This is a genomic window from Solwaraspora sp. WMMB335 (genome assembly GCF_049179075.1).
Classification (GTDB): Bacteria; Actinomycetota; Actinomycetes; order Mycobacteriales; family Micromonosporaceae; genus Micromonospora_E.
This window is the reverse complement of the sequence record NZ_JBMHMF010000001.1, coordinates 6,720,787-6,746,974: the sequence shown is the minus strand read 5'-3', so window position 1 is coordinate 6,746,974 and position 26,188 is coordinate 6,720,787. Positions and strand designations below refer to the sequence as shown.

At 71.0% G+C, this 26,188-nt stretch carries 26 protein-coding genes; 14 read left to right on the top strand and 12 right to left on the bottom strand.

The genetic code is table 11. The features are described from left to right. Nucleotides 1–16: 16 nt before the first annotated feature. Complete coding sequence (locus ACN27F_RS29120; RefSeq protein WP_421438674.1) at nucleotides 17–400, bottom strand: ArsR/SmtB family transcription factor; 384 nt, start codon at nucleotides 398–400, stop codon at nucleotides 17–19. Between the two features lie 79 nt (nucleotides 401–479). On the opposite strand from ACN27F_RS29120, the gene ACN27F_RS29115 reads away from it, so the two are divergent. Continuing rightward, a complete protein-coding gene (locus tag ACN27F_RS29115) occupies nucleotides 480–926 on the top strand; it encodes an ArsI/CadI family heavy metal resistance metalloenzyme (RefSeq protein WP_421438673.1) in 447 nt (148 codons plus the stop codon). Here ACN27F_RS29115 and ACN27F_RS29110 read toward each other — a convergent pair. The 3 genes from ACN27F_RS29110 to ACN27F_RS29100 form a co-directional block, all read right to left on the bottom strand. Beyond that, nucleotides 900–1,997 (bottom strand): LLM class flavin-dependent oxidoreductase, encoded by a 1,098-nt coding sequence (locus ACN27F_RS29110; protein WP_421438672.1) that lies wholly within the window; start codon nucleotides 1,995–1,997, stop codon nucleotides 900–902. The genes ACN27F_RS29115 and ACN27F_RS29110 overlap by 27 nt on opposite strands. Nucleotides 1,998–2,094: 97 nt before the next feature. Next, on the bottom strand, nucleotides 2,095–2,487 hold the full coding sequence (locus ACN27F_RS29105; RefSeq protein ID WP_421438671.1) for an SCO5389 family protein: 393 nt from the start codon (nucleotides 2,485–2,487) through the stop codon (nucleotides 2,095–2,097). Nucleotides 2,488–2,515: 28 nt separating this feature from the next. After that, the gene (locus tag ACN27F_RS29100) at nucleotides 2,516–3,496 is read right to left on the bottom strand and encodes an ATP-binding protein (RefSeq protein ID WP_421438670.1); all 981 of its coding nucleotides are present in this window, start codon (nucleotides 3,494–3,496) and stop codon (nucleotides 2,516–2,518) included. 115 nt (nucleotides 3,497–3,611) lie between these two features. On the opposite strand from ACN27F_RS29100, the gene ACN27F_RS29095 reads away from it, so the two are divergent. From ACN27F_RS29095 to ACN27F_RS29070, 6 genes are all read left to right on the top strand, one after another. After that, nucleotides 3,612–5,498 carry a DUF2079 domain-containing protein gene (locus tag ACN27F_RS29095; RefSeq protein WP_421438669.1) on the top strand — a complete coding sequence of 629 codons (1,887 nt, stop codon included), beginning with the start codon at nucleotides 3,612–3,614 and terminating at the stop codon, nucleotides 5,496–5,498. Between the two features lie 81 nt (nucleotides 5,499–5,579). Further along, entirely contained in the window at nucleotides 5,580–6,221 is a 642-nt protein-coding gene (gene lipB / locus ACN27F_RS29090; protein WP_421438668.1) for a lipoyl(octanoyl) transferase LipB, read from the top strand. A gap of 79 nt (nucleotides 6,222–6,300) precedes the next feature. Beyond that, a complete protein-coding gene (gene lipA / locus ACN27F_RS29085; protein ID WP_421438667.1) occupies nucleotides 6,301–7,242 on the top strand; it encodes a lipoyl synthase in 942 nt (313 codons plus the stop codon). 54 nt (nucleotides 7,243–7,296) lie between these two features. Further along, nucleotides 7,297–7,986: a DUF4191 domain-containing protein gene (locus ACN27F_RS29080; RefSeq protein ID WP_421438666.1), complete on the top strand. Its 690-nt coding sequence runs from the start codon at nucleotides 7,297–7,299 to the stop codon at nucleotides 7,984–7,986. A gap of 100 nt (nucleotides 7,987–8,086) precedes the next feature. Continuing rightward, a complete protein-coding gene (locus ACN27F_RS29075; protein WP_421438665.1) occupies nucleotides 8,087–8,314 on the top strand; it encodes a potassium transporter TrkA in 228 nt (75 codons plus the stop codon). A gap of 44 nt (nucleotides 8,315–8,358) precedes the next feature. Beyond that, entirely contained in the window at nucleotides 8,359–9,846 is a 1,488-nt protein-coding gene (locus ACN27F_RS29070; RefSeq protein ID WP_421438664.1) for a cation:proton antiporter, read from the top strand. Between the two features lie 69 nt (nucleotides 9,847–9,915). Here the strand turns inward: ACN27F_RS29070 and ACN27F_RS29065 are convergent, their stop codons facing one another. Continuing rightward, a complete protein-coding gene (locus tag ACN27F_RS29065) occupies nucleotides 9,916–10,314 on the bottom strand; it encodes an RDD family protein (protein WP_421440517.1) in 399 nt (132 codons plus the stop codon). A 196-nt stretch (nucleotides 10,315–10,510) separates the two neighbouring features. Here ACN27F_RS29065 and glnA (ACN27F_RS29060) point away from each other — a divergent pair, with 196 nt between their 5' ends. Beyond that, nucleotides 10,511–11,935, top strand: coding sequence for a type I glutamate--ammonia ligase (gene glnA / locus ACN27F_RS29060; RefSeq protein ID WP_421438663.1), 1,425 nt, complete (start codon nucleotides 10,511–10,513; stop codon nucleotides 11,933–11,935). An 85-nt stretch (nucleotides 11,936–12,020) separates the two neighbouring features. Here glnA (ACN27F_RS29060) and mptB read toward each other — a convergent pair whose 3' ends face one another. From mptB to ACN27F_RS29045, 3 genes are read right to left on the bottom strand one after another with little or no spacing between them, the layout of a single operon-like run. Further along, a complete protein-coding gene (gene mptB, locus ACN27F_RS29055) occupies nucleotides 12,021–13,559 on the bottom strand; it encodes a polyprenol phosphomannose-dependent alpha 1,6 mannosyltransferase MptB (RefSeq protein WP_421438662.1) in 1,539 nt (512 codons plus the stop codon). After that, a complete protein-coding gene (locus ACN27F_RS29050; protein WP_421440515.1) occupies nucleotides 13,552–16,608 on the bottom strand; it encodes a bifunctional [glutamine synthetase] adenylyltransferase/[glutamine synthetase]-adenylyl-L-tyrosine phosphorylase in 3,057 nt (1,018 codons plus the stop codon). Before ACN27F_RS29050 ends, mptB begins: the two co-directional genes overlap by 8 nt. Before the next feature lie 11 nt (nucleotides 16,609–16,619). Next, nucleotides 16,620–17,393, bottom strand: a complete 774-nt coding sequence (locus ACN27F_RS29045; RefSeq protein WP_421438661.1) for a type 1 glutamine amidotransferase — start codon at nucleotides 17,391–17,393, stop codon at nucleotides 16,620–16,622. Between the two features lie 108 nt (nucleotides 17,394–17,501). Between ACN27F_RS29045 and ACN27F_RS29040 the strand changes: the two genes are divergently transcribed. Further along, the gene (locus ACN27F_RS29040; RefSeq protein ID WP_421438660.1) at nucleotides 17,502–18,431 is read left to right on the top strand and encodes a S66 peptidase family protein; all 930 of its coding nucleotides are present in this window, start codon (nucleotides 17,502–17,504) and stop codon (nucleotides 18,429–18,431) included. Nucleotides 18,432–18,530: 99 nt separating this feature from the next. On the opposite strand, the gene ACN27F_RS29035 is transcribed toward ACN27F_RS29040, so the two are convergent. Further along, nucleotides 18,531–18,956 (bottom strand): DUF350 domain-containing protein, encoded by a 426-nt coding sequence (locus ACN27F_RS29035; protein ID WP_421438659.1) that lies wholly within the window; start codon nucleotides 18,954–18,956, stop codon nucleotides 18,531–18,533. A gap of 127 nt (nucleotides 18,957–19,083) precedes the next feature. Continuing rightward, complete coding sequence (glnA, locus tag ACN27F_RS29030; RefSeq protein ID WP_421438658.1) at nucleotides 19,084–20,436, bottom strand: type I glutamate--ammonia ligase; 1,353 nt, start codon at nucleotides 20,434–20,436, stop codon at nucleotides 19,084–19,086. Nucleotides 20,437–20,700: 264 nt separating this feature from the next. On the opposite strand from glnA (ACN27F_RS29030), the gene ACN27F_RS29025 reads away from it, so the two are divergent. The 3 genes from ACN27F_RS29025 (at nucleotide 20,701) to panB (ending at nucleotide 24,387) form a co-directional block, all read left to right on the top strand. Then, complete coding sequence (locus tag ACN27F_RS29025) at nucleotides 20,701–21,468, top strand: hypothetical protein (protein ID WP_421438657.1); 768 nt, start codon at nucleotides 20,701–20,703, stop codon at nucleotides 21,466–21,468. Nucleotides 21,469–21,492: 24 nt separating this feature from the next. Next, nucleotides 21,493–23,379 carry an NAD+ synthase gene (locus tag ACN27F_RS29020; RefSeq protein WP_421438656.1) on the top strand — a complete coding sequence of 629 codons (1,887 nt, stop codon included), beginning with the start codon at nucleotides 21,493–21,495 and terminating at the stop codon, nucleotides 23,377–23,379. A gap of 126 nt (nucleotides 23,380–23,505) precedes the next feature. Continuing rightward, a complete protein-coding gene (gene panB / locus ACN27F_RS29015; protein WP_421438655.1) occupies nucleotides 23,506–24,387 on the top strand; it encodes a 3-methyl-2-oxobutanoate hydroxymethyltransferase in 882 nt (293 codons plus the stop codon). 19 nt (nucleotides 24,388–24,406) lie between these two features. Here the strand turns inward: panB and npdG are convergent, their stop codons facing one another. After that, a complete protein-coding gene (npdG, locus tag ACN27F_RS29010; RefSeq protein ID WP_421438654.1) occupies nucleotides 24,407–25,102 on the bottom strand; it encodes an NADPH-dependent F420 reductase in 696 nt (231 codons plus the stop codon). A 60-nt stretch (nucleotides 25,103–25,162) separates the two neighbouring features. Here npdG and ACN27F_RS29005 point away from each other — a divergent pair, with 60 nt between their 5' ends. Together ACN27F_RS29005 and ACN27F_RS29000 are read left to right on the top strand one after the other, a co-directional pair. Next, nucleotides 25,163–25,363 (top strand): hypothetical protein, encoded by a 201-nt coding sequence (locus ACN27F_RS29005; protein ID WP_421438653.1) that lies wholly within the window; start codon nucleotides 25,163–25,165, stop codon nucleotides 25,361–25,363. Between the two features lie 12 nt (nucleotides 25,364–25,375). After that, nucleotides 25,376–25,744 (top strand): hypothetical protein, encoded by a 369-nt coding sequence (locus ACN27F_RS29000; protein WP_421438652.1) that lies wholly within the window; start codon nucleotides 25,376–25,378, stop codon nucleotides 25,742–25,744. Between the two features lie 54 nt (nucleotides 25,745–25,798). Here the strand turns inward: ACN27F_RS29000 and ACN27F_RS28995 are convergent, their stop codons facing one another. Continuing rightward, on the bottom strand, nucleotides 25,799–26,002 hold the full coding sequence (locus ACN27F_RS28995) for a hypothetical protein (RefSeq protein ID WP_421438651.1): 204 nt from the start codon (nucleotides 26,000–26,002) through the stop codon (nucleotides 25,799–25,801). Nucleotides 26,003–26,188: the final 186 nt, after the last annotated feature.

The window sequence follows — 26,188 nt, the reverse complement described above, 5'->3', positions numbered from 1 at the left end:
GCCTGCGGTGCGGCGCTCACCTGATGCTCCCGGCGGCAGCGGCAGCGCCGACGGGGACGTCGAGGAGCCGGGACAGGGCGGCGAGCCGGTCCGGCACGATCCAGTAGTAGACCCAGGTGCCCCGGCGCTGGCAGTCGATCAGGCCGACCTCCCGCAGCACCTTCAGGTGATGAGAGATCGTCGGCCCGGTCACGGTGAACGCGTCGGTCAGGTCGCAGACGCACACCTCACCGCCGGCCCGGGAGGCGATCAGGGACAGCAGGCGCAACCGGACCGGGTCACCGAGGGCCTTGAAGCCGCGGGCCAGGCTCGCCGCCACGTCGTCGGTGAGCGCCTCGTCGGTCAACGGGGTGCAGCAGGTCGACAGATCGGGCACGACCGGCAGTTCTTGGCTCGACACCCGTCTAGTTTGACAATCATCAAGTCAAGAGGCAAGCTCATTGACTAGACATCCATCTAAACAAACCTGGAGGTACGGGATGTCCCGTGTCCAGCTCGCCCTGCGCGTCGCCGACCTGGAGAGGTCGGTCGCGTTCTACACCACGTTGTTCGGCACCGAGCCGGCCAAGCGTCGGCCGGGCTACGCCAACTTCGCCATCGAAGAGCCGCCGCTGAAGCTAGTGCTGCTCGAAGGCGCACCCGACCAGCCCACGGTCCTGGACCACCTCGGCGTCGAGGTGTTCGACGGCACCGAGGTCACCGCCGCGACCGACCGCCTCAGCGAAGCCGGTCTGATCACCCTCAGCGAAAACGACACCACCTGCTGCTACGCCGTGCAGGACAAGGTGTGGGTGCGCGGCCCCGGCGACGAGCCGTGGGAGGTGTACGTGGTCAAGGGCGATTCCGACCAGCTCGGGGCCTCCGCCGAAGGCCGGCCGGCCGCCGTCGGGGCGGGCAGCTCAACCTCGGGTGAGTGCTGCGGGTAGCTCCGCTGCCGCACGGTGCTCCGTCGCGGTGATCCTGGGCAGGACGTCGGTGCCGAGGGCGGCGACGAGGTCGGCGGTGGCGCCCGCCCCGGCGCCCTCCACCATCAGCAGCAGCCGGTGCACACCGGTCGTCGCCGCACTCGCGGCGAGTCGATCGGCGCACTCGACCGCACTGCCCACCGGATGCACCCGCAGCAGGTGCTCGACGTACGCGTCGAGGTCACGGTGCGCCGGTGGGGAGCCGTCGATGCGGACGTACTCGCGGGTGGTGGCCAGCCACGGCGGCAACTCCCGACGCAGCCGGCGCTGTGCGGCGGCCCGGTCGTCGGCCAGCCCGACCAGGTGGACCGAGGCGTGCGGCACGGTGGTCGGGTCGTGCCCGTGGGCAGCCGCCACCTCGGCGTAGCGGGCCAACGTGACGGCCTTGGCCGCGTCGTCGTCCTGCACGCCGAGCAGCAGCGGCAGGCCACGACTGGCCGCCAGCGCCACCGTCGGTGGGGAGGTCGCGGCCACCCACACCGGCACGTGCCCGGCCGGGCGGGGCACCACCGGCACCGGGCGGAAGCTGAAGAACTCCCCGTCCGCGTCGACCGTCGCGGCACCGGAGAGCCACCGCCGCAGCAGATCGAGCGACTCGGCGAACCCGTGCCGGTAGCGGCGCAGCCCGGTGCCGAAGACCTCCAGATCGACCCAGGGGCCGCCGCGCGCCACCCCGAGCCGGAACCGGCCGCCGGAGGCGGCGTCCAGCAGGATCGCCTCCTCGGCGAGCGCGACCGGGTGCCGGGTGGACAGCGTGGCGGCGGCGGTACCCACGGCGAGCCGGCTGGTGGCGCCCAGCAGGTAGCCGGCGAGCGTGGTCGCGGACGGGCACCGGCCGTACGAGATGAAGTGGTGTTCGGCGAGCCACACGCCGCCGAAGCCGGCCGCCTCGGCGGCGCGGGCGTAGTCGACGGTGGCCGGTATCCCGTGCGCGGCCAGCAGGAACAGGTCCACTGCCGGCGTCCGCCGGACGCCGGCAGCCACTGTCGCCTGGCCGGTGACGGTCGCCGTCGCCGGCTGGTCCGGCGTCACCGCCGGACCAGCCGATGCCGCCGGACCAGCCGATGCCGCCGGACCAGCCGATGCCGCCGGACCAGCCGATGCCGCCGGACCAGCCGATGCCGTCGGATCAGCAGTCACGCAGCTCGGGTGACTGGTTGCGCAGCTGGGCGACGGGCGAGATGAACTCCTGGTAGGTGTCGCCGCCGACGGCGGCGAGCTTGAACGCGGCCACCCGGTGGCAGTTCTGGAAGGCCAGCTTCACCCCGAAGTGACGCTCCAGGCCGCCCCGGATCGCGTCGCTGGCCAGCGCCCGCAGCAGTTGGCCGCGCTCGGCCTCGCTCGGCGGCGGCACCGCGTGATCGGCGAACTCGGCCGTGGTGCCCTGTGCCGCGGCGGCCACCTCGGACACCACCGACCAGGCGTACGGCAGGGACTGGCGTACGCAGTCGACGAACTCGGCGTCGTCGACCTGGCCGGCTTCGGCCCGCTCCAGCAGGGCGGCGGGTACCTCGAGGGACATGCCTTCTCCTCACGTCGTTGGGTCAGGGTCAACGGACCAGCAGGTCTGGCCCGAGGACGAACTCCGGATCGACCTGACCGGCAAGGTCCTCGCCGACCCGGTCGTTGGCCCAGGCGGCGGCGTTGCGCAGGTGGAACTCCACCGCCTGCCGGGTGTAGCTGGCCCAGTCCTTCGCACAAGCATCGACCGTCGCACGCATCGTGTCCAGGGCGTCACGGTTCGCCGGCTCCATCGCGGTGATCGGCTGATGCTGGCCGCGTTCGGCCGCCTTGACGAAGGCGGACCGACCGAGCCAGGTCAGCAGGTCGTCGCCGACGTGCTCCCGCAGGAAGTCGACATCGGACTCATCGTCGATCTTGTTGCCGACCACGTGCACCCGTACGCCGTAGTCCCGGGCGTAGCCAACGTACTGCCGGTACACCCCGACGCTACGCACGGTCGGCTCGCAGACCAGGAAGGTGGCGTCGAAGCGGGTGAACAGCCCGGACGCGAACGAGTCCGCCCCTGCGGTCATGTCCACAACGACGTACTCCCCCGGGCCGTCGACCAGGTGGTTGAGCAACAGCTCCACCGCGCCGACCTTGGAGTGGTAGCAGGCCACACCGAGGTCGTCGGTGGCGAACGGGCCGGTGACCGCGAGCCGGATGCCGGCGATCTCCCGGACCAAGGCGTCGTAGACCGGATTGGCACCGGCTACGGTGACCAGCCGGGAGCCGCGCCCGGGCGGAGTGGTCTTGACCATCGCGGCGGCCGAACTGATCCGCGCGTTGTCACCACGCAGATACTCCTTGATGTCGGTCAGGTGGTCTCCAAGAGCCGGCAGCAAGACCGCCTCGTCGTCACTGGCACCCAGAGCCGCAGCGAGATGTTGGTTGATGTCGGCATCGATGGCCAGCAACGGAGACGGGCCTCCGTCGGTGCCGACGGAGGTGGCCGCCAGGTGGCGGGCGAACAGAGCGGCCAGCGTGGTCTTGCCACTGCCACCCTTTCCGACAAAGCAGATCTTCACCGTGGATCTCCCAAAAGACACGACAGGACAGCTTCATTGAAAACCATTTCCATTAACTCCGTCAAGTCTAGCCACCGCATAGGGCAGTATTGGACATAATTGGTAGTCTCCGGCGGTGCCGACCGCTCCGTCCCCGCTCACCGATGCCGACACGTCGCCGGCAGCGGGCACCGCACACCGGCGCCGGTCGGCCGGCCGAGCGGCCGACCCGGCGGTGGCCTTGGTCGCGCTCGCCCTCGCCGGCTGGGTCACCAGCGGCCTGTGGGCCGGCCCCGGCACCCGGGCGATCGCCGTCAACTCCAGCGACCAGGCACTGTTCGAGTGGCTGCTCGCCTACGGCGCGCATGCGTTGACCCACGGCGAGAACCCCCTGTTCACGTACCTGCTGAACGTTCCCGACGGGGTCAACCTGGCGGTCAACACCTCGATCACCGTGTACGCCGTCGTCTTCGCCCCGCTGACGCTCCTGATCGGACCACCCGCGACCTTCCTGGTCGTCCTCACCCTCAACCTGGCCGGCACCGGCTTCGCCTGGTACTGGCTGCTGTCCCGGCTGCGCACCGGTGGGTACGGGGACGGGCCCCCGTTCGTCGCCTCCCCGCTGGCCGCCGCGCTCGGCGGGCTGTTCTGCGGCTTCGCGCCCGGTATGGTGTCGCACGCCAACGCCCACCTCAACTGGACCGCCGGCTGGCTGGTGCCGATCATCGTCGCGCGGGTGCTGGCGCTGCGCGGCCGGCCCGGGGCCCGGCCACTGGAGCGTGGTGGCTGGGCCCGCACCGGGCTGATCCTCGGCGTACTCGTCGCGGTCGCCTTCTCCATCGCCGCAGAAGGTCTGTTCTTCACCGCCCTGGCCTGCGGGGTCTTCCTCGGGGTCTGGGCCGGGCACCCGAGCCGGCGGGCCGAGGTCCGCAACGCGCTCCCCCGGCTGGTACGCGGGCTGGCGGTCACCGCCGTCGTGGCGGGCACGCTGTTGGCGTACCCGTTGTGGTTGCACTTCTTCGGGCCGCAAGGGTTCCACGGCACCGGCTTCGACGCCCGGGTGCACAGCGAGGACCTGCTCGCCTACGGCGCCTTCCCGCAGCGGTCGCTGGCCGGCGTGGCCGGCCTGGACACCTCACTGGCACCCAACGAGACCGAGGAGAACAGCTTCTTCGGGCTGCCGCTGCTCGGGCTGACCGCCGCCTGCCTGGTACTGCTGTGGCGGGCCGCCGACCCTGGCCGGCGGGCCACCCTGCGGGCCCTCGGGGTCACCGCCGCCGTGTTCGCGGTGTTCTCCCTGGGCCCCCGGCTGAAGCTCGCCGGCACCATCACCGACATCCCGCTGCCCTATGCCCCGCTCGCCGACGCCCCGGTGTTCAACGCCGCCCTGCCGGCCCGGCTGGCCCTGGTGGTCGCCCCGATCATCGGGATCCTGCTGGCCCTGACGATGGACCTGCCGATAAGGCGCAACGCGCAGTGGCTGCGGGCCGGTGCGTTCGCGGTGGCGTTGCTGCCGCTGCTACCGGTCAGTCTGCTCACCATCGAACGGGAACCGATCCCTGCGTTCATCACCTCGGGCACCTGGCGCGAGCATGTCGGCCGGGGCGGGGTGCTCGCCCCGGTGCCGTTCACCCTCGATGTGCTGCCCGACGGGCAGCGTTGGCAGGCGTACGCGCTGGCCCACCGGCAGGGCGAGTTCGCCATCCCGTCCGGTTTCTTCCTGGGCCCGGGCGGCCCGGAGGGACGCGGCCGGATCGGCCCGGTCCCCCGGGCGACCGACGGCCTGCTGTACGAGGTGGCGCGCACCGGTGTGGTGCCGCCGATCGGCGACGCCGACCGGGCCGCCGCCCGGGCCGACCTGCGCTACTGGGACGCCGAGGCGGTCGTTCTCGCCGACCGGGTGCACGGCGCGAAGTTCCCGGTCGACGCCGACGCGCTGTTGGCGGCCACCACGCAACTGCTGGGACCGCCGCGGCGGGTGGTCGACGTGTGGCTCTGGCCGGCACCCCCGGGCGGCTGGTGAGCCGCGCCACCACCGCACCGGTGAGCCGCGCCACCGCCAGTGACCGGCGCCGACCGGCCGGTAACGGACTACGCTGGTACGGTGACGAGCACCGTATCCCGCCTGCGCAGTGTCCGGGCCGGACTGGTCGACTACCGCGAGGCCTGGGACGAGCAGCGCCGGCTGCACGCCGCGGTCGTCGCCGGGCAGCAGCCGGACACCGTACTGCTGCTGGAGCATCCCAGTGTCTACACCGCCGGCAAACGCACCGAGCCGTGGGACCGGCCCACCGACGGCACTCCGGTCGTCGACGTCGACCGGGGCGGCAAGATCACCTGGCACGGGCCGGGGCAACTGGTCGGCTACCCGATCGTGCGGCTGCGCGAGCCGATCGACGTGGTCGCCTACGTACGCCGTACCGAGCAGCTGCTGATCGACGTGTGCGCCGAGTTCGGCGTGGCCACCACCCGGTTGGACGGCCCCAACCACAGCGGGGTGTGGGTGGCCGCCGACGATCGCGGCCCCGCCCGCAAGGTGGCCGCGATCGGCATCCGGGTGGCCCGGGGGGTCACCCAACACGGATTCGCCCTCAACTGCGAGCCGGACCTCTCCGCGTACGACCGGATCGTGCCGTGCGGGCTGCGCGACGTCGGGGTGACCTCGCTCAGTGCCGAACTCGGCCGCCAGGTGAGCGTGGCCGAGGTGCTGCCGGTGGTCGAGCGCCACCTGCCCACCCTCGGGTGAGCCAACTCACCGCCGTGCCGGCGGGCGCGGCCTCGTCTGGCGGCGACGCCCGGACCGCCACCGGCGTAGGCTCACAAGGGTGACCATTGCTCCGGAGGGACGTCGTCTACTGCGTCTGGAAGTCCGCAACGCCGAGACCCCGATCGAGCGGAAACCACCGTGGATCAAAGTCAAGGCGAAGATGGGCCCGGAGTTCACCGAGCTGCGCGCACTGGTGCAGCGCGAGGGCCTGCACACCGTCTGCCAGGAAGCCGGCTGTCCCAACATCTACGAGTGTTGGGAGGATCGGGAAGCCACCTTCCTGATCGGCGGTGACCAGTGCACCCGCCGGTGCGACTTCTGCCAGATCGACACCGGCAGGCCGGCCGAGTTCGACGCCGACGAGCCACGCCGGGTCGGCGAATCGGTGGCCGCGATGGGCCTGCGCTACGCCACCGTCACCGGTGTCGCCCGCGACGACCTGCCCGACGGGGGCGCCTGGCTGTACGCCGAGACCGTCCGGCAGATCCATGCCCTGCAGCCCGGCTGCGGTGTCGAGTTGCTGATCCCGGACTTCAACGGCGACGCCGGTCAACTCGGTGAGGTGTTCGCCGCCGAGCCTGAGGTGCTGGCGCACAACGTCGAGACGGTCCCCCGCGTCTTCAAGCGGATCCGTCCCGGGTTCCGCTACGAGCGCTCGCTCGGGGTACTGACCCGGGCCCGGGCCGCCGGGCTGGTCACCAAGTCCAACCTGATCCTCGGCCTCGGTGAGCAGCGTACCGAGGTCAGCCAGACGTTGCGCCAACTGCACGACGCCGGCTGCGAGCTGGTCACCATCACGCAGTACCTACGCCCCACGCCACGGCACCACCCGGTCGAGCGCTGGGTCAAGCCGGAGGAGTTCGTCGAGTTGCACGACGAGGCCGAGCAGATCGGGTTCGCCGGGGTGCTCAGCGGGCCGCTGGTCCGCTCGTCGTACCGGGCCGGCCGGCTCTATCAGCAGGCGGTGCAGCGACGCACGGCCCAGCCGGTCGCCCGCTGATCCGTCCCCGGCCCGCACCCGCCGTGCTCGCCTGCGGCAACTAGACTCCTGCGCATGGCAAAGCCCCAGGAGAAGGTGTCGTTCGGCCAGCGGCTGAAGCAGGTCGGTACGGTGTTCTCGTTCACCGCCAAGCGCGACAAGTGGTTCGTCCCGCTGGCGGTCGCCGCTGTCGTGCTGCCGCTCGCGGTCACCGTGCCGGTGACGATCGCCCTGGGTTGGATGTGGCTACCGGTCGGCATCCTGCTCGCCCTGCTGGCACTGCTGATCGTGCTCAATCTCCGGTCCAACACCGCGATGATGAATGTCGCCGAGGGTCAGCCGGGAGCGGCTGCGTCGCTGCTGGAGAACATGCGAGGTGATTGGCGGGTCACGCCGGCGGTCAGCTCCACCACCCAGATGGACATGGTGCACCTGGTGATCGGCCGTCCCGGGGTGATCCTGCTCGCCGAAGGCAACCGGCAGCGGGTGCGCGGTCTGCTCGGGCAGGAGAAGCGGCGACTGGCCAAGGTGATCGGCACGGCGCCGCTGTACGACTACGTGATCGGCACGGATGACGGTGAGCTGCCGATCCGCAAGATGCGGATGACGCTGACCCGGCTGCCCCGCAACCTGACCGGCAAGGACGTCAACGCGCTGGACAAGCGGCTCACCGCGCTGTCGGCGCGGCCACAACTGCCCAAGGGCGCCATTCCGAAGAACATGCGCCCGCCCAAGGGCGCTTTCCGGCAGACCCGCGGGCGCTGACCAGCGGAAACCGGAGCCTGACCGGGCAATACCGGGCCTGACCCGCGATGCCGGGCCTGACCCGCGATGCCGGGCCGAGCCGCGACCGAGGGAGGACCAGATGGGCCAAGGCGTGCACATGCAGGAACTGCCGGGCATCGGCAAGCGCTACGACGTCGATCTCGGCTCCGCCAGCCAGCGGGTCTCGGTCGTGGTGCGCCGCGACGGCACCCGTGACCTCTACGTCTTCACCAGCCGATCAGACGAGCCGACCGCCGTGCTCGAGCTGACCGAGGAGCAGTCCCGCAAAGTCGGAGCGTTGCTCGCCGGCACGTTCTTCGAGGCGTGATGCGCCGGACACCACACCGCCGGTCGATCCCGGTTTGATACGGCATGCACGCTGACCTGATCGGTCTGGGCGCCTTGGTGCTCATCGCCGGGCTGCTCGCCCGGGGTGGGCGCCGGTTCGGCCTGCCCACGGTCCCGTTCTTCATGCTCACCGGCATCCTGTTCGGTCCCGGCACGCCCGGCCCGGTGCTGGTGGAGCATCCGGAAGATCTCGCTCTACTCGCCGCCCTCGGGCTCGTCCTCCTGCTGTTCAGCCTCGGCGTCGAGTTTCCCGTCGAGCAGGTGCTGGGCAGCGGCCGGCGGCTGTTCGTCGCCGCCGGCAGCTACATCGGCATGAACGTCAGTGCCGGCCTGGGCCTGGGCTTCGCACTGGGCTGGGGCACCTCCGAAGCGTTGGTCATCGGCGGTGCCCTGGGAATCTCCTCGTCCGCGATCGCCACCAAGCTGCTGATCGAGCTGCGCCGGCTGACCAACGCCGAGACGCCGGTGATCCTCGGCATCATCGTCATCGAGGACCTGTTCCTCGCCTTCTACCTGGCGATGCTCTCACCGGTGCTGTCGCCGGCCGACTCCGCCGCCCGACTCGTCGCCGACATCGCCATCAGCTTCGGCTACCTGCTGCTGCTGTTCGCCGTGGCCCGTTTCGGCGCCCAGGTCATCGGCCGGCTGATCGGCAGCCACGAGGACGAGATCCTGGTGATCCTGGTCGTCGGGCTGGTGCTGCTGGTTGCCGGAATCTCCGCCGACGTAGGCGTCTCCGACGCGATCGGCGCGCTGATGATCGGCCTGGTGATCTCGCGAACGTCGGTACGGGAGCGGGTCGAACGGCTCACCCTGCCGTTGCGCGACCTCTTCGCGGCGGTGTTCTTCGTCGCGTTCGGGCTCAGCATCGACGTCGGCGAGTTGGGCGCGGTGGCGCTGCCGGTGGCCGTCGCCGTGTTGATCACGTTGACGGTGAACGTCAGCGCCGGGCTGGTCACCGCCGCGCTGTTCGGCTTCAACCACCGCGGTGCGGCCAACGTCGGGCTGACCGTGCTAGGGCGGGGCGAGTTCTCCCTGATCCTGGCGACGTTGGCGCTGGCGGCCGGGCTGGACTCGCGACTCGGGCCGTTCATCGCGCTGTACGTACTGGTGCTCGCGGTGCTCAGTCCGCTGCTGGCCGCACAGTCACGGTTGCTGGCCCGGATCATTCCGGACTGGCTGCTGCGCTCCCGCTGGCGGTACGTGCGGGAGGAGACGATGAGCACCGCCTGCACCCATCTGGATTCGGTGCAGGTGACCGAGACGGACACCCGCGAGTGCGCGTACTGCGTGGAGACCGACGACGACTGGGTGCAGTTGCGGATGTGCCTGACCTGCGGCGCGGTGCGGTGCTGCGACGACTCGGTGCACAAGCACGCCTCGGCGCACTTCAGCGAGACGGGCCATCCGGTGATGCGGTCGCTGGAGCCGGGCGAGCACTGGTGGTACTGCTTCGAGGATCGCAGCCTGGTCCGCCAGCCGATGGGCAGCAGTCCGACGCCGGCCCCGTAGCGACCCGACGCCAGCCAGGTAGCAGACGACGCAGGCCAGGCAGCAGACGACGCAGGCCAGGCAGGACCATCAGGTGGGCACCGACACCACGATCGACCCGGCGGCGCGGTCGTGCAGCCCGCGCCGACGGTCGTCCATCACCAACGGCGGGATGACCAAGGCGAGCAACAAGCCGCGCAGCAGTGCCCGGGGCACGCCGATACGCCCACCGTCGATGGCCGACACGCATCGAATCCGAGCCAGCCACATTCCGGGTGTCTGGGCGAACAGGCCGAGAAAGAACGTGTATTCGGCGACAAGGACGGCCACCGGCGGCCAACCGGATCGAACCGGATCGGCAAAAAGGCTGGAAATAAGCACACAGAGTAGCCAGTCAATCACGAGCGCCGCGCCCCGCCGTAGCAGGCCCGACGGTCCGGAAATCACCTCCGGGCCGTCCGCGGATCCCGCATTTGCGCTCGCTGACATGCCTGAGCCCTCCCCGATACCCACGAACGGCCAGGGTAGCCTGTCCCAGGTGCCGTATCCTGTAGGGGACGATTGGTCGGGATCACGCTCCGCACGGGACGTAACACGGCAGAAACATTAGAGACACGGTGGGGCAACCCCCCGGCCATAGCGTCGCGACCAGCATAGCCATCAGTGCGACGTGCCAGGAGGACGTGTGTTCGCCAATCCCGAGGAACTACTGCGGTACCTCAAAGACGAGGGCGTGAAGTTCGTCGACGTACGGTTCTGTGACCTGCCCGGCGTGATGCAGCACTTCAACGTGCCGGTCGAATCCGTCGACGACGACATCTTCACCACCGGCCTCGCCTTCGACGGGTCTTCGATCCGTGGTTTCCAGGCGATCCACGAGTCGGACATGCTGCTGCTGCCGGATGTCGCCACCGCCTTCATCGACCCGTTCCGGGCCGAGAAGACGCTGGCGCTCAACTTCTTCATCCACGACCCGTTCACCCGGGAAGCCTACTCCCGGGACCCGCGCAACGTGGCCAAGAAGGCCGAGGCCTACCTGGCGGCCAGCGGCATCGCGGACACCGCCTACTTCGGTCCCGAGGCGGAGTTCTACATTTTCGACTCGATCCGTCACGAGACCTCGGCCAACCAGGCCTACTACTACATCGACTCGATCGAGGGTTGGTGGAACAGCGGTCGCGAGGAGGACGGCGGCAACCGCGGCTACAAGACCAACTACAAGGGCGGTTACTTCCCGGTGCCGCCGGTCGACCACTACGCCGACCTGCGCGACAAGATCGTGCGTCGGCTGATCGACACCGGCTTCACCGTGGAGCGCTCGCACCACGAGGTCGGCACCGCCGGCCAAGCCGAGATCAACTACAAGTTCTCCACCCTGCTGCACGCCGGTGACCAGCTGCAGCTGTTCAAGTACATCGTCAAGAACACCGCCTGGGCCAACGGCAAGACGGCGACCTTCATGCCGAAGCCGCTGTTCGGCGACAACGGTTCCGGCATGCACACCCACCAGAGCCTCTGGCTCAACGGGGAGCCGTTGTTCTACGACGAGACCGGCTACGCCGGCCTGTCGGACACCGCCCGCTGGTACATCGGCGGCCTACTGCACCACGCGCCGTCGCTGCTCGCCTTCACCAACCCGACGGTCAACTCGTACCGCCGGCTGGTGCCGGGCTTCGAGGCGCCGGTCAACCTGGTCTACTCGCAGCGCAACCGCTCCGCCTGCACCCGCATCCCGGTCACCGGCAGCAACGCCAAGGCCAAGCGGGTCGAATTCCGGGTGCCGGACCCGTCGGCCAACGTCTACCTGGCCTTCTCGGCCATGCTGATGGCTGGCTTGGACGGCATCAAGAGCAAGATCGAGCCGCCGACGCCGATCGACAAGGACCTGTACGACCTGCCGCCGGAGGAGTGGGGCGACGTCAAGCAGGTGCCGGGCTCGCTGCCGGCCGTGCTCGACTCGCTCGAGGCCGACCACGACTTCCTGCTGGAGGGCGGGGTCTTCACGCCGGACCTCATCTCCACCTGGGTCGAGTGGAAGCGGGCCAACGAGGTCGACCCGGTCCGCCTGCGGCCGACCCCGCACGAGTTCGCGATGTACTACGACTGCTGATCAGCCGGTCGACGAACCACCCTGCGGCCCGCGCCCCTCACCCGAAGGGCGCGGGCCGTCGGGGCACACCGCCGGGGCGACGGGGTCAGCGCGAGCGTCGGACGGCGCGCACCGCCAGGGCGGCGATGAGCCCGCACATCAGCACGGTGCCGGGTGCCTTGGTCAGCGGTGCGATCCCCGAGCCGTCCGGCAGCACCAGGAAACCAGCGACCGCCACCGGCAGCAGGAACCACCGGGTGCGGTACGCCGCCGCGGCGAGCAGCGCCAGCGGCCAGATCAGGTACCACGGGTAGAACACCGGCGCGGCGACCACCGTGGCGGCCAGCGCCACCCCCGCCCCGAACACCACCAGCCCTCGGTCGTGGGATCCGCCGGACGGGCCATGGGCAGCGCGCAGGCCACGCCAGGCGACCAGCGGACCGGTGCCCCGCCACACCCACCACCAGCAGACCGCCAGGAAGCCGGCGAGCAGCACCACCGCCAGCGTCCGAGTGGCCGTGACCGCGTCCAGCCGCAGGCCGACGAGGCGGCCCGAGTAGTCGATCAGGAGGCCGACCGCAGTCGGCGGTGAGGTCCACTGCCGGGAGTCGCCGCTCCGGGTCAGCCCGCCTACCCAGCCCGGTCCCAGGCCGGACAGCCCGGCAGCGATCGCCATGGCGGCGAGGACCCCACCGGTCACCGACACACCGGCTCGGGCCAGGCCGGCCAGGGCACCGCCACGACGCGGACCGGCACGCCGCCGATCGGTGACCGCCAGCACGATCGCGAACGGCACCGCCACCAGCGCCGTCACCTTGACCGCGGCGGCCAACCCGAGCAGCAGACCCCCGACGAGGACGCCGCCCCGCCGTCCGACCGCCCACAGGCCAGCCACCAGCAGACCGGCCATCAGCGCGTCGTTGTGCGCACCGGACACCAGGTGGACGGCGACCACCGGACAGCCGAGGGCCAGCCAGACCGCCCGGCCCTCCGGTAGCCCGCACCGGCGGGCCAGACCGGGCAGCGCCGCCGCGACCAGGATCAGGCCGACGACCGAGGACAGGCGCAGCAGCAGCACGGTGCCGGCCAGCGTGCCGCCGACCGTGGCGGCGCCCGACGCCAACACCAGAAAGACCGGGCCGTACGGGGCGGGGGTGTCCCGCCACAGCGGCGCGACCGCGTCGATCCATGGACAGCCCTGCCCGGCGAGCCCGTCGTACGGGTCACCACCGGCACCGTGCACCCAACCCTGGCAGGCGTACGAGTAGACGTCCCGGCTGCCCAGCGGTGGCGCGAGCAGGAGCGGCAACGTCCAGATGCCGATCGTCACCAGTGCCCAGCGCACCGACGGCACGCCGTGCCGGGCCGACCACCAGGCCCAGGTGAGGGCTGCCGTACCGGCCAGCCAGCAGAGCACACTGAGCGCCCCGCGCCCGCTGGTGAACACCGCCCAACCGGCGGGTGCCGGGTCGGGTACCGCGCCGCCGAGCACCGCAGCCGCAGCGAGGACGACCGCGCCGAGCAGGCCGGCGTAGCGGATCAGCCGGTAGCGCACCCCGTCGCTGGCGGGTCCGGTCCGGTCGCCGAGCGGATCCCGCCGGTCAGACGAATCCCGACAGTCAGACGAATCCCGACAGTCAGGCACCGAGGACCCGCTCGGCGGCCCCTCGGCAGTGCCGGGCGGTGCGCAGGTAGTCGTCGAGAAATTGCCCGGGGTCGGTGGCACCGAGCAGCCGGACCACGCCGGCGAGCTCGGTGCCGTGGCGCGGCAACTGGTCGCTGGCCCGGCCGCGGACCAGCATCAACGCATTGCGTACCCGTGACGCGAGGTTCCAGCCGGCCCGCAGCGCGACGGCGTCCGCCGGATCGACCAGGCCGGCGTCGCGCGCGGCGACCAGGGCGACCAGGGTACGGGTATCGCGCAGCGCCGGCACCGCGTGGGCGTGGCGCAGCTGGGTCAACTGCACCGCCCATTCGACGTCGGCGAGCCCGCCCCGGCCGAGTTTCGTGTGCGTGGCCGGATCCGCGCCCCGCGGCAACCGCTCGGTCTCCACCCGGGCCTTGATCCGTCGAATCTCGATGGTCTGCTCCCGGGTGAGCCCGCCGGGCGGGTAGCGGATCCGATCGGCGACGGCGAGGAACTCGGCACCGAGTGAGGCGTCGCCGCAGACGAACCGGGCGCGCAGCAGGGCCTGCGCCTCCCATACCTTCGCCCAGCGGGCGTAGTACTGGCCGTACGCGGCGAGGCTGCGCACCAGCGGGCCCTGTCGACCTTCCGGCCGCAGGTCGGCGTCGACGCCGAGCGGCGGGTCGGGAGCCGGCATTCCGAGTAGCCTGCGCAGTTCCTCGGCGACCGCCCGGGCGGCACCGTTGGCCTCGTCCTCGGCGGTGCCTACGGGCGGATCGTAGACGAACAGCACGTCCGCGTCGGAGGAGTAGCTCATCTCGAACCCGCCGAGCCGGCCCATACCGATGATCGCGAAGCGCAGGCCGGCTGGTGGCGCGACGGTGGCGGTGGCGGTCCGCAACGCGGCGGCGAGAGTGGCGTCGGTGACGGTGGACAAAGCGGCGCCGATCGCCGTCACGTCGAGCCGGCCCTCCGGGTCTCTGACCAGTGCGGCGCTGTCGTGCACCGGGGCGAGGGCACCGGCACCGTCGAGCACGTCGACGCAGGCCAGCCGGAGCAGTTCGCGCCGGCGCAGCGCGCGTACCGCCCGTACCGCCTGGACCGGATCCGGCGGCTCGCCGCCTCCGGTGCCGAGATGGCGCGCGGCGGCGGCGTCGAATCCGTCGCCGAGCACGGCCGCGTCACGCGGGATCAGCTCGGCGTCCTTGCCGAGCATCCGCAGCGCCTCGGGCTCGCGGGCGAGCAGGTCGGCCACGAACCGGGACAGGCCGAGGACACGGGCGAGCCGGCCGGCGACGAGACCTTCGTCGCGCAGCAACCGCAGGTACCAGGGAGTGCTACCCAGCTTGTCGGAGACCTGCCGATAGCTGAGCAGGCCGCGGTCGGGTTCGGGAGCGTCGGCGAATTCCTGCAGTAGCACCGGCAGCAGCGTGCGTTGGATGGCGGCGGTGCGCGACACCCCACCGGTGAGCGCCTCCAGGTGGCGCAGCGCGCCGCCCGGATCGGCGAAGCCGAGCACCTCCAGACGGCGGCGGGCGGCCTGCGGGGTCAACCGCAGGGATTCGGCCGGCACCCGGGCGACGGATTCCAGCAACGGACGGTAGAGCAGTTTGGCGTGCAGCCGGCGTACCTCGGTGGCGTGGCTGACCCAGTCGGCGCGAAAGGCCTCGACGGCGTCCTGGCCGGGTGTCGCGGTGTAGCCGAGCGCATGCGCCAGCCAGCGGACCCCGGCCGGGTCGGCGGGCACGATGTGGGTACGGCGCAGGCCTTGCAGCTGCAGCCGGTGTTCCACACTGCGCAGGAACCGGTAGCCGCGCAGCAGGGCCTCGCCGTCGGCCCGGCCGACGTAGCCGCCGGCGACCAGGGCACCCAGCGCTGGCAGTGTGCCGGGGACACGCAGGGTCTCGTCGACCCGGCCGTGCACCAGTTGCAGCAACTGGACGGCGAACTCGATGTCCCGCAGACCGCCCGGGCCGCGTTTGATCTCGCGTTCGAGCTCCCGTGGCGGGATGTTGTCGATGATCCGGCGACGCATGGCACGGACATCCTCGACCGCCTCGGGACGCTCGGCGGCCTGCCAGACCAGTGGCGAGAGCAGCCGGATCCACTCCTGCGCGAGATCGTGGTCGCCGGCCGCCGGTCGGGCCTTGAGCAACGCCTGGAACTCCCAGGTGCGGGCCCACCGCTGGTAGTACGCCAGATGGCTGGCCAGGGTGCGGACCAGTGGCCCACGACTGCCTTCGGGCCGCAGTGCGGCGTCGACCGGCCAGGCCACCAGACCGCAGATGTGGATGAGCCGGGTGGCGACGGTGGTGCTGGTGCCGAGATCCGCGTCGTCGGCGGCGATGAAGATCACATCGACGTCGGAGACGTAGTTGAGCTCGTTGCCGCCGCACTTGCCCATCGCCACCACGGCGAGTCGGGGCGGCACGGTGCCGGCCGGCAATTCGCTGACGGCGATGTCGTACGCGGCGCCGAGCGTGGCGTCCGCCAACGCGGAAAGCGCCACCATCGTCTGTTCCAGGCAGCGCCCGCCGGTCAGGTCGGCGGCGGCGATCCGCAGCAGAGCCAACCGGTACGCCCGGCGTAGCGCGGCGATCGCCGGGGTGCCGACCGGGGCGGCCGGACCGAGTTCGAGACTGCCGTCGGCGGTGGGGGCGATGCCGTTCTTGCCGGTGACCAGCACCGTCCACTGGTCCGGGTTGGCCACCAGATGGTCGCCGAGACTGGCCGAGGCACCGAGGACGGCGATCAGCCGACGGCGTAGCCCCGGGTCGGCGTGCACGGCGTCGAGCACGGCCTGACCCCCGTCACCGCCACCGGCCCGCTCCCGCCGCTGTGCCTCGACCAGGCGGTGCAGTTGACGCAGTGCGAGGTCCGGGTCGGCGGCTCGGGACAACGCGGTGAGCAGTTCGGCCGCGGCGGCGTCGACCGGCTGCTGGGCCGGTGCGTCCCACAACCCCAACCCGTCGGGGCCGAGCAGGTCTGCGGCGCGCACCGTGTCGCCGCCGGTGAGGTCGAAGCCGTACCGGGCCAGGCGGCCGGTGACGCTGGTCGGTCTGGTTATCATCGATGCGCCTAACTGCCGAGCAGCGGGAGGGTTCGAGGACCTTCGGGTGCCTGCAGCTGGCCGAGGGCCAACGCGGCGAACCGAGCGGCGAACGGCTGCCACACGTCCTCGATGTCGCCGAGCACCTCCGCGCAGGCCTCGACCACCACATCGGCGGGCAGCTGCAGCTGCGCCAAAACGGTCGAGCCGGCCGCCCAGGTGCTGATCATGTCGCGGTCGCACTCGATGTGGAACTGCAGACCCCAGGCCCGGTCACCGAGCCGGAACGCCTGGTGCGGATAGTGGGTGGAGGCGGCCAGCAGCACCGCGCCGGTCGGCAGTTCGACGATCTCGTCGAGGTGCCACTGCAGCACGTCTGGAGCGAGCGGCACGTACCGGAACAGCGGATCGCTGCCGGCGGCATCGCGCTTGCCGACCAGGGCCGGGCCGATCTCCGGGCCGGCCGAGCTACGCTCCACGGTGCCGGCGTGAGCGGTGGCCAGCAACTGCGCGCCGAGCCCGATGGCCAGAGCGGGCAGCCGCTGGCGGACCGCCTTGCGCAGCAGGCCTTCCACGGCGGGCAGCCAGGGTGCAGCGCCAGGATCGGTCCGGGGATCGACCCCGGGAATCCGGTGTCGACCGCCGAGGACGATCAGCGCGGCATGCCCGGCCAGGTCGGTCGGCACCGGTTCACCGGTGTGCGGTCGGCACACCCGCGTCGGCAGGCCGGCTTCGGCGAGCCACTCCCCCAGCCGTCGCAGGTCGTCGGTCGGGTCGTTCTCGATCACCAGCGCGATGGCCACGTGTTCGAGGCTATCCAATCCAGTAACCTAACGACTTTAGGTGGTGCCTGTCGCCGACCGGTTGCGGACACGTAAAATCTGCTGGCCGCGGCCCGTACCGTGGACGGTATGACCGGCGACGAGGCGATCCGTCCCGAAGCGTTGCGCCCCGGTGACGAGGTGCTGCTGGTGTCACCGGGCGGGCCGGTCGATCCGGAGCCGGTACGGCGCGGCATGGCGGTGCTCGCCGGGTGGGGCCTGCGCCCGCGACTCGCCCGGCACGCGCTGCGCCGGCACGGATATCTGTCCGGGACCGACCGTCAGCGGGCCGCCGACGTCAACGACGGATTGACCGACCCGGCGGTACGCGCCATCGTCTGCACCCGCGGCGGCTACGGCAGCCAGCGGATCGTCGACCTGATCGACGTCGCGGCAGCCCGTCGCGATCCGAAGGTGGTGTGTGGCTACTCGGACGTCACCGGACTGCACCTGGCGCTGTGGCGGACGGTCCGGCTGGCCACCGTACATGGGCCGGTGGCGGCCTGGTCTGCCCGGCGGACCCCGGCCGAGGCGGCGGAGTCGCTGCGTGCGGCGCTGATGGACGCCGTGCCCGCGGTAGTCCGGCGCTCAGCGGACGAGCCGAGCGCACCGGTGCGGGTCGCGGGCCGGGCCAGCGGTCGGCTGCTGGGCGGCAATCTGACTCTGCTGGCCGCTTCAATGGGTACACCGGATCTACCCGACCTGCGCGGTGCGATCCTGCTCGTCGAGGAGGTCGCCGAGGCACCGTACCGGGTCGACCGGTTACTCACCCAGCTACGCCGCGGTGGTGCCCTGGCCGAACTGGCCGGGGTCGCGGTCGGCCAGTTCACGCGCTGCGCCGACCGGTACGGGGTGGACGTCGCCGAGGTACTCGGTGAGCGGCTGGCCGATCTGGGCGTCCCGGTGCTGGGGGGGCTGCCGATCGGGCACGGCCAGGCGCCACGCGCGGTCGGGCTGGGGGTACCGGCGACGCTCGACGCCACCGCCGGCACGCTGACCGTGGCACCAGCGGTACGGTGACCGCCAGCGGGCGGTGCTCCGGTGCGGCCCGGCGCCCGGTCAGGCAGTGCAGGCGCACTTGGCGCCCGGTCAGGCTATGCAGGCGCACTTGGCGCCCGGTCAGGCTATGCAGGCGCAGACGATCAGCGCGGCGCCGACGTGTGACGCGGCGCTGATCCGGGCCGCCGGGTGTGGCTCGTCCGAGCAGATCACCACGCCGAGCCGGCCCGGCGTGAGCCAGTCCAGTACGGCGAAGGCCAGAGCCATGATACCGAGCCCGATAAGTCCGAAGAGGATCGTTGAGGCGAGCCCCTTGGTGAACGACGGGTAGCTGGTCAGGATCGCGGTGAACACGATGCCGGCCACGCCGAGCTGGTTGGCCGCCAGCAGCAGAGCGGCGTTGCCGTTGCGCTGCACCCAGATCAGTTCGCGCAGCTTGCCCGGCGTGAGCCAGTCGACCACCAGGAACCCGGCGGCCATCAGGGCGACACCGACCGCCCCGAACACGATGCTCTGCCAGGCTCCGGTGAGCAGATCTTCCAGCACGTCCGTCCCTCCCAACGCGTACGCCGCTTGGCAGCGGCGACATCGCCAGGGACGATAGCGTGATCACGCCAGCCGGCCGCCGCCGGCGGGCGGGTCGCCCACCGGGCAGCGTCGACAGCGGCCGGCGTCAGAGCGCGCCGAGGTAGCGGCGACGTTCGTACGGGGTGACTTCGCGGCGGTACTGCTCCCACTCGGAGCGCTTGTTGCGCAGGAAGAAGTCGAAGACGTGCTCGCCGAGGACCTCGGCGACCAGGTCCGAGCTGGACATCACCTCGATCGCCTCGGCGAGGTTCTCCGGCAGGGCTTCGTACCCCATCGCCTTGCGTTCGGCGGCGGACAGTGCCCAGACGTCGTCCTCCGCGCCCGGCGGCAGCTCGTAGCCTTCCTCGATGCCCTTGAGGCCGGCGCCGAGCAGGACCGCGAAGGCCAGGTAGGGGTTGGTCGCTGAGTCCAGCGAGCGGACCTCGACCCGGGCCGAGTTGGGCTTGCCGTACGCGGGCACCCGGACCAGCGCCGACCGGTTCAGGTGACCCCAGCACACGTACGCCGGGGATTCGGTGATCCGGTCGGGCAACGCCTGCGGGAACAGCCGCTTGTAGGAGTTGACCCACTGGTTGGTGACCGCGGTGTACTCCCGGGCGTGCACCAGCAGCCCGGCGATGAACGCCTTGGCCACCTTCGAGATCTTCATCGGGTCGCCGGCCTCGTGGAAGGCGTTGCGCTCGCCCTCGAACAGCGACAGGTGGGTGTGCATGCCACTGCCCGGCTGGTCGGTGAAGGGCTTGGGCATGAAGGTCGCCGAGACGCCATGCGACAAGGCGACCTCCTTGACCACGTGCCGGAAGGTCATGATGTTGTCGGCGGTGGTCAGCGCGTCGGCGTAGCGAAGGTCGATCTCCTGCTGCCCGGGTGCCACCTCGTGGTGACTGAACTCGACCGAGATGCCGATCCGTTCCAGGGCGAGCACCGCCTGGCGGCGGAAGTCCCGGGCGACCGCGTGGGTGGTGTGGTCGAAGTAGCCGCCGGAGTCGACCGGCACCGGCACGCTCCCGTCGGTCGGACTGTTCTCCAGCAGGAAGAACTCGATCTCGGGATGGGTGTAGAAGGTGAAACCCTTCTCCGCGGCCCGCGACAGCGCCCGGCGTAGGACGTGCCGGGGGTCGGCCCATGACGGCGTGCCGTCAGGCAAGAGGATGTCGCAGAACATCCGGGCGCTCTCGCCGCTGACGCCGCCCTCGAAAGGAAACACCTGGAATGTAGTTGGATCCGGCATGGCCACCATGTCGGATTCGAAGACCCGGGCGAAGCCCTCGATCGCCGATCCGTCGAAGCCGATGCCCTCTTCGAATGCTGCCTCAAGCTCAGCCGGCGCGACCGAGACGCTCTTGAGCGTGCCGAGCACGTCGGTGAACCACAACCGAACGAAACGGATGTCGCGCTCCTCCAGAGTGCGGAGCACGAACTCCTGCTGACGGTCCACGTCTACCCCTCGTGACACTGGTCTGCCCGGACCGGTTCCATTCTCCGCGCCGCTGCCCTCCAGCGCAGGACCAGGTGCTTTCGGCTCCCACCTGAGCAGCCCAGTCTTTCCCGACCTCGTTACGCCGACGTTACGGGACCGCTCCGGTCGCGCACCTGTCGGGGCCAGGGCACAACCCGCCCCGCTCGACAGCGTTAGTACCAAGCGTTACGAAAGGGGATCGTAATGCTCCTCCGTCCGGCCAGGCCGGCATATGACCGTATTGTGCGCACAAGGTGCAGATCCGCGCTCAGTTGCGGCATCATGGCCGGGCTGGCCAGCGGTGCCATGATCGGCGTCCCGGTCGGTGACTCCACCCGGCCGAATCCGCCGCTACCCGCAGACCGCTTCGTCGCCAGTCAACCGGACCTGGCCCCGGTGCTGCTGGGTCCGGACGACCTGCCCGCCGGCTACCGGCTCGTCGCCCACGCCGTGGGTAGCGGCAGCGCGGTCGTCGACGTCGCCGAGACCGGCCCGGTCGACGTGGACCGCTGCCGCCGGCTGTTCGAACGGCCCTGGTCAGCGGCTGCGGTGGAACAACCTCCCCGTGACCAGGTCGTCGCGCACCATCTGGCCACCGGCAGCGGTGCGGCGCTTCGGCAATCGCTGACCCTGCTGGCGCCGGATTCCGCGACCACCGTGGCCGGACGCATCGGTGCGCTGGCCCACCGGTGCGTCGTCCTCGCGGTGAGCGTTCCGGCCAGCCTCGACGACGGCAGCCCGGTAGCCGTACGGTTCCATCGCCAGGAGCGGTTCGTCGGCGGCGGCACGGGCTGGTCGGTGCTGCTCAGCATCGCGAGCGCCGGCGCGGCCGACGGCGTCCCGCCGCAGGCCGGTTTTCTGTCCGTGACCGGCCAGGGCGGGGTCCTCACCACGGTGCGCCATCTCGGCCCGATCGGCGCGGTCACCCCCGGTGACGCGGTACGGATGGCATCCCGCGCGGCCGCGAAGGTCGATCCGGACGCGTCGCTGCTGCGCCCGGCGGCCCGATGACGCCGATACCGCGCAACCCGGACGATGGAGGCTCGATTGGTCGCTGGCCGGCTGGGGGAAGATAGCTGCATGCCGACGCTGCGCATCGCTCTCGCCCAGGTCAACCCGACCGTTGGTGACCTGCCGGGCAACGCCCGGCTGGTCCGCGACGTCACCCGCGCGGCGGTGGGTGCCGGTGGGCAACTGATCGTGTTCCCGGAGATGATGCTCACCGGCTATCCGGTGGAGGACCTGGTGTTCCGGGAGTCGTTCGTCGCCGCCGCCCGCGAAAGCCTCCGTCGGCTCGCCACCGACCTGGCGGCTGACGGCTTCGGCGAGGTGCCGGTGCTGGTCGGCTACCTCGACGCCGACGGGCCGGCGGCGCTCAGCGCCGACGCCGACCCGCACCGCGGTCCGCGCAACGCACTCGCCGTGCTGCACGGCGGCACCGTCGTAGCCACGTACTTCAAGCACCACCTGCCCAACTACGGCGTCTTCGACGAGGATCGCTACTTCGTCCCCGGCGGCACACTGACCGTACTGCGCGTCGGCGGTGTCGACGTGGCGTTGACGATCTGCGAGGACCTGTGGCAGGCCGGTGGACCGTTCGCCGCCGCCCGCCAGGCCGGCGTCGGACTGGTGGTGACAGTCAACGGCTCGCCGTACGAGTTGGACAAGGACGACGCCCGGTTGCCGCTGGTGCGTCGGCGCGCCGCCGAGGCGGGCGCCACCGTGGCGTACGTCAACATGGTCGGTGGGCAGGACGAGTTGGTCTTCGACGGTGACTCGATGATCGTCGCTGCGGACGGCACGTTGCTGGCCCGCGCCCCGCAGTTCGTGGATCATCTGCTGCTGCACGACCTCGACCTGCCACCGGCCGTGGCCGACGGCGCGGGGTCGGCAGCCGAAGCCGTGGCGGACGGCGTGGTGGTAGCGAGCGAGGGCCACGGGTCGACCGGCGCACCGACGACCGGGATGGCCATCGAACGGATCGCGGTCAGCGGCCGGCTGCCCGCCCTTGACCGGCCGGCCGCCGCAGGTGACCGGCCGGCCGTCGGTGCAATCGCCGAGCCGCTGGCCACCGAGGCGGAGATCTGGGCAGCGCTGGTACTCGGGTTACGCGACTACGTACGCAAGAACGGCTTCGCCTCGGTGGTGCTGGGGCTGTCCGGTGGCATCGACTCGTCGGTGGCGGCGGCGATCGCGGTGGACGCCCTTGGCCCGGAGCACGTGGTCGGCGTGTCGCTGCCAAGCCAGTATTCCTCGGAGCATTCCCGCTCCGACGCCGCTGAACTGGCCAAACGCACCGGCTTGGACTACCGGGTGGAGCCGATCCAGCCGATGGTGGATCCGTTTCTGGCCAATATCTCGCTGTCCGGACTCGCGGTGGAGAACCTGCAGGCCCGGGTGCGCGGGGTGATCCTGATGGCCCTGTCCAACCAGGAGGGTCACCTGGTGCTCACCACCGGGAACAAGAGCGAGCTGGCGGTCGGCTACTCCACCCTGTACGGCGACTCGGTCGGCGGTTTCAATCCGATCAAGGACGTGTGGAAGACCCTGGTCTGGAAGCTTGCCAGGTGGCGCAACGACGACGCGGCCCAGCGGGGTGTGGAGCCGCCGATTCCGGAGAGCTCGATCGCCAAGCCGCCCAGCGCCGAGCTGCGACCGGGGCAGCTGGACACCGACTCGCTGCCCGACTACGCCGTCTTGGACGAGGTGCTCACCGGCTACATCGACGGTGACACCGGCCGGGACGGTCTGATCGCTGCCGGGCACGATCCGGCGCTGGTGGACCGGGTACTACGCCTGGTCGACCTCGCCGAATACAAACGCCGGCAGTCCGCCCCCGGCACCAAGATCTCGATAAAGGCGTTCGGCCGGGACCGCCGGTTGCCGATCACCAACCGTTGGCGGGAGCCGGGCGGGCGGTGACTCCGCGTCGCTCAGGACCAGGTGTGAATTCCTGCACTGAAGCCTCTGCACGGCGGTGCCGTCGGTGGCACCATCGGTGACGTACCCCGGGGACCGCGACCGCGGCCACGAGGGAGAGGAGACGTCATGTCCCAGTCCACGTCCACCACCGCGCCCAGGACCGACGCCGCGCCCGGGACCGAGCCGGCGACCGCCCTGTACGGCGGTCCGGTCAGCCGCCGGGTCCGCACCCGCGATCTGATCGCCGCGAAGGAACGCGGCGAGCGGTGGGTGATGCTCACCTCGTACGACCAGTACACCGCCGCGATCTTCGACCAGGCCGGCATCCCGGTGCTGCTGGTCGGCGACTCCGCGGCGAACAACGTCTTCGGTCACGAGACGACCGTGCCGATCACCGTCGACGAGCTGCTTCCCCTGGTCCGGGCGGTGGTCCGGGCCACCCGTGGCGCGCTGGTCGTGGGCGACCTGCCGTTCGGCTCGTACGAGGAGGGACCGGCCCAGGCACTGCGCACCGCGGTGCGGTTCATGAAGGAGGGCGGCTGCGGAGCGGTCAAGATGGAAGGCGGCCGGCGGGTCGCAGACCAGATCGCGACGCTGACCGGCGCCGGCATCCCGGTGATGGCGCATGTCGGCTTCACCCCGCAGCGCGAACACACCATCGGCGGCTACCGGGTACAGGGGCGCGGCGACGCCGCCGACGAGGTGCTCGCCGACGCGCACGCGGTGGCCGAGGCCGGCGCGTTCGCGGTGGTGTTGGAGATGGTGCCCGGGGTGGTCGCCAAACGGGTAACCCACGACCTGCCGGTGCCGACCATCGGCATCGGCGCCGGGCCGGAGACCGACGCGCAGGTGCTGGTCTGGCAGGACATGGCCGGCCTGCGGTCCGGCCCGATGCCGCGCTTCGTCAAGACGTACGCCGATCTGGCCGGAACCCTCGCCGAGGCCAGCCGGCGGTTCGCCGGTGAGGTCCGCGACGGTCGGTTCCCCGCGGCCGAGCACACCTTCTGAGCGCGTTGCCGTGTCGGGTTCACAGATCCGTGACCCGGACGCCGGAGTGGGCCTTGTACCGCTTGTTGATCGCGATCAGGTTGGCGGTGAAGGCCTCGATCTGGTGCGCGTTGCGCAGTCGCCCCGCGTAGATCCCCCGCATGCCCGCGATCCGGGCGGCCAGCGCGGCGACCACCCCCGCCGCGTCCCGGTCCTCGGCACAGATCAGCACGTCAAGATCGATGCGGTCGATCGCCGGATCGGCCAGCAGCGGGGCACTGACATGGTTGAACGCGGCGCAGACCCGCGACTCGGGCAGCAGCGCGGCGGCCTGCTGGGCGGCGCTGCCGTGCTCGACCGCCAGCGCGTACGGACCGTGCTTGTCGAAGCCGAGCGGGTTGACGCAGTCGACCACGATCTTGCCGGCGAGCGATTCGCGCAGCGCCGCGACGGTCGCTTCGTGCCCGGCCCACGGCACCGCGATCACCACCAGGTCCGAGGCGCTCGACACCTCGTCGTTACCACCGCCGGTGATGACGCCGGCGGGGACGCCGGGCAGCACGGCGATCTCCTCGGCGGCGCCTGCCGCCCGTGCCGCGTCCCGCGAGCCGATCAGCACCCGCTGGCCGGCCAGGGCGAACCGGTAGGCCAGGCCTCGCCCCTGGTCCCCGGTACCGCCGATGATGCCGATCGTCAAACCGGTGACGTCGGGCAGTGCGCTGGCGTCGTATCCCATCCGCCCATCCTGGCGTACCGGTAAGCACCACGGGTGGTCGCGTGACGCGTACCACCCGGTATGCCGGGCCGAACCCGGTTCCCGGTACAGGTACGGGTACGGGTACGGGTACGGGTTCAGCGTCGGTCGGTGCGGGTCTTGCGGGTGGCCGGCGTGCCGGTGTTTCGGCCGGTGGTCTTCGCGGTCGTGTTGCTCACCGCGGCTGTCCGGGCGGTGGTACGCCGCGCCGGGGCGGCGTTCCTGGGCGAGGTCGCCCGCTGAGCCTGCCCGGCGGTGCGCTTCACCGCAGAAGCGGTCTTCTTTCCGGCGCGGCCGGTCGTACCCTTTGCCGGCGTCGATTTCGCAGCGGATCGGCCGGCCGCCGTCTTCTTCGCCGTGCTCTTGGCTGCGGTGTTCTTGGCGGCCGTGGTACGGCTCGCGGTGGACTTGCCGGTGGTGGACTTGCGTACGGTGCCCTTGTGCGCCGCGGTGGTCTTCTTCGCCGCGGTGGTCTTTTTCGCCGCCGTGGTCTTCTTCGCCGCGGTCTTCGCGGCGACCGTCGAGGTCCGTCTGGCCGCGCCGGTTGGCCGGGCGGCTGTCGCTCTCGTCGATGCAGCAGCCATCTTGTTCCTCCTTGCAAGCCTTCTTACTGACTTTTGTTGATTTGTCCTCTTAAGAGACAATAGATTTCCGGATCCCGACCAGAGCCGGACCGGCCTAGCGCTTCTCCCCAGTCCAGCGGGCGTTCTCGGCGTCCCACTCCTCGTTACGCTCGGCAACCCGCTGCAGCGCCTGCTCGGCGTCGGCGGGCGAGGCGTAGGGACCGAGCCGGTACTTGGCAGCGCACAGCTCCGCCCCGGACTCCACGCGCTGGTGGCGCAGGCACCAGAAGTACCCGCCATCAGGTCCGCTGTCGCTCATGACAACACTGTGCGCTGAAAAACGCCCAAGCGCGACCGTTTCGCGCAAAATTCGCGCTACTTCTACAATAGACGAGCAATATTCGGCCGACCGGGGGTGACAGTAAGGGACGCGGCGGCACCTCACGTCATACAGAGTGGATGCACCGAACTCTCGACGATGAGCACAGCGGCGGCAACGTCATCG

What these genes read in the sequence shown, in the direction of transcription:
- ACN27F_RS29080 (WP_421438666.1), top strand. Translation starts at nt 7,297, where the DNA reads ATGGCAAAGCCCCAGGAGAAGGTGTCGTTCGGCCAGCGGCTGAAGCAG.
- ACN27F_RS29105 (WP_421438671.1), bottom strand. Translation starts at nt 2,487, where the DNA reads ATGTCCCTCGAGGTACCCGCCGCCCTGCTGGAGCGGGCCGAAGCCGGC.
- panB (WP_421438655.1), top strand. Translation starts at nt 23,506, where the DNA reads ATGTCCCAGTCCACGTCCACCACCGCGCCCAGGACCGACGCCGCGCCC.
- ACN27F_RS28995 (WP_421438651.1), bottom strand. Translation starts at nt 26,002, where the DNA reads ATGAGCGACAGCGGACCTGATGGCGGGTACTTCTGGTGCCTGCGCCAC.
- npdG (WP_421438654.1), bottom strand. Translation starts at nt 25,102, where the DNA reads ATGGGATACGACGCCAGCGCACTGCCCGACGTCACCGGTTTGACGATC.
- ACN27F_RS29020 (WP_421438656.1), top strand. Translation starts at nt 21,493, where the DNA reads ATGGAGGCTCGATTGGTCGCTGGCCGGCTGGGGGAAGATAGCTGCATG.
- ACN27F_RS29065 (WP_421440517.1), bottom strand. Translation starts at nt 10,314, where the DNA reads ATGTCAGCGAGCGCAAATGCGGGATCCGCGGACGGCCCGGAGGTGATT.
- ACN27F_RS29040 (WP_421438660.1), top strand. Translation starts at nt 17,502, where the DNA reads ATGACCGGCGACGAGGCGATCCGTCCCGAAGCGTTGCGCCCCGGTGAC.
- ACN27F_RS29075 (WP_421438665.1), top strand. Translation starts at nt 8,087, where the DNA reads ATGGGCCAAGGCGTGCACATGCAGGAACTGCCGGGCATCGGCAAGCGC.
- ACN27F_RS29070 (WP_421438664.1), top strand. Translation starts at nt 8,359, where the DNA reads ATGCACGCTGACCTGATCGGTCTGGGCGCCTTGGTGCTCATCGCCGGG.
- ACN27F_RS29005 (WP_421438653.1), top strand. Translation starts at nt 25,163, where the DNA reads ATGCCGGGCCGAACCCGGTTCCCGGTACAGGTACGGGTACGGGTACGG.
- ACN27F_RS29115 (WP_421438673.1), top strand. Translation starts at nt 480, where the DNA reads ATGTCCCGTGTCCAGCTCGCCCTGCGCGTCGCCGACCTGGAGAGGTCG.